The 1776-nt window shown below is 56.2% G+C and carries 1 rRNA gene (cut by a window edge); it reads right to left on the bottom strand.

Annotation, left to right across the window (positions count from 1 at the left end):
* Positions 1 to 1594: ribosomal RNA gene (locus HNP02_RS42180) — 23S ribosomal RNA — on the bottom strand (it extends 1639 nt beyond the left edge of the window).
* Between the last annotated feature and the right edge of the window lie 182 nt (positions 1595 to 1776).

Raw genomic sequence — 1776 nt, 5'->3', positions numbered from 1 at the left:
AGGCCGCCGGTTGTCGCGGTTTTGGGCGGTTAGTACCGCTGATTCATCACGGGCGCGCACACACGGGTACGGGAATATCAACCCGTTGTCCATCGACTACGCCTGTCGGCCTCGCCTTAGGTCCCGACTCACCCTGGGCGGACTGGCCTGGCCCAGGAACCCTTGGTCTTTCGGCGGGCAAGGTTCTCACTTGCCTTATCGCTACTCATGCCTGCATTCTCACTCCCACACCCTCCACCACTAGATCACTCTGCGGCTTCACCGGATGCAGGACGCTCCCCTACCCAACCAGACGCGAACGTCTGATTGCCGCGGCTTCGGCGGTGCGCTTGAGCCCCGCTACATTATCGGCGCACAATCACTTGACCAGTGAGCTATTACGCACTCTTTCAAGGGTGGCTGCTTCTAAGCCAACCTCCTGGTTGTCTTCGCGACTGCACATCCTTTTCCACTTAGCACACGCTTAGGGGCCTTAGCCGGCGATCTGGGCTGTTTCCCTCTCGACGCACGGAGCTTATCCCCCGCCGTCTCACTGCCACGCTTTCACTTACCGGCATTCGGAGTTTGGCTGACGTCAGTAACCTTTTAGGGCCCATTGGCCATCCAGTAGCTCTACCTCCAGCAAGAAACACGCAACGCTGCACCTAAATGCATTTCGGGGAGAACCAGCTATCACGGAGTTTGATTGGCCTTTCACCCCTACCCACAACTCATCCCCTCAGTCTTCAACCTAAGTGGGTTCGGGCCTCCACAACATCTTACTGCTGCTTCACCCTGGCCATGGGTAGATCACTCCGCTTCGGGTCCAGAACACACCACTACACCACACACTCTTGTGTGGATACGCCCTATTCAGACTCGCTTTCGCTGCGGCTACCCCACACGGGTTAACCTCGCGACATGTCCCTGACTCGCAGGCTCATTCTTCAAAAGGCACGCCATCACCCCACGCTCTAACACGAAGGCTCTGACGGATTGTAGGCACACGGTTTCAGGTACTCTTTCACTCCCCTCCCGGGGTACTTTTCACCATTCCCTCACGGTACTAATCCGCTATCGGTCATCAGAAGGTATTCAGGCTTACCGGGTGGTCCCGGCAGATTCACAGCAGATTCCACGGGCCCGCTGCTACTCGGGAACACCACACAAGGCAGACATCGGGTTTTCACGTACCGGGCTCTCACCGTCTACGGCAGGCCATCCCAAGCCACTTCCGCTAACCACGACATTTTCTCACTGCCCTCCAGCCGGATAGAACTGGAAAGATGGGTCCCACAACCCCGCACACACAACCCCTACCCGGTATCACATGCATACGGTTTAGCCATCCTCCGCTTTCGCTCGCCACTACTCACGGAATCACAATTGTTTTCTCTTCCTACGGGTACTGAGATGTTTCACTTCCCCGCGTTACCCCCCGCACCCTATGTATTCAGATACGGGTAACACGACATCACTCGTGCTGGGTTTCCCCATTCGGACATCCTCGGATCCACGCTCGGTTGGCAGCTCCCCGAGGCATATCGCAGCCTCCCACGTCCTTCATCGGCCTCTGATGCCAAGGCATCCACCATGCGCCCTTAAACACTTACAACAAAAACACAAAAACCAAAAAACAATTCAGAGAAAATTACACCACAACAAACCAACACCACTCAGGCCCGAAAACCCCTCACAGGGAATCCGGACCCAGACGATGCCAGCTTGATGCTCGCAACCACTATCCACGAATCAAACACCACACCCCACCACCAAGCAGGGCAACAACACACCTCC

Source organism: Mycobacterium sp. AZCC_0083 (assembly GCF_014202335.1).
Classification (GTDB): Bacteria; Actinomycetota; Actinomycetes; order Mycobacteriales; family Mycobacteriaceae; genus Mycobacterium.
This window is presented reverse-complemented; position numbering and strand designations above follow the sequence as displayed.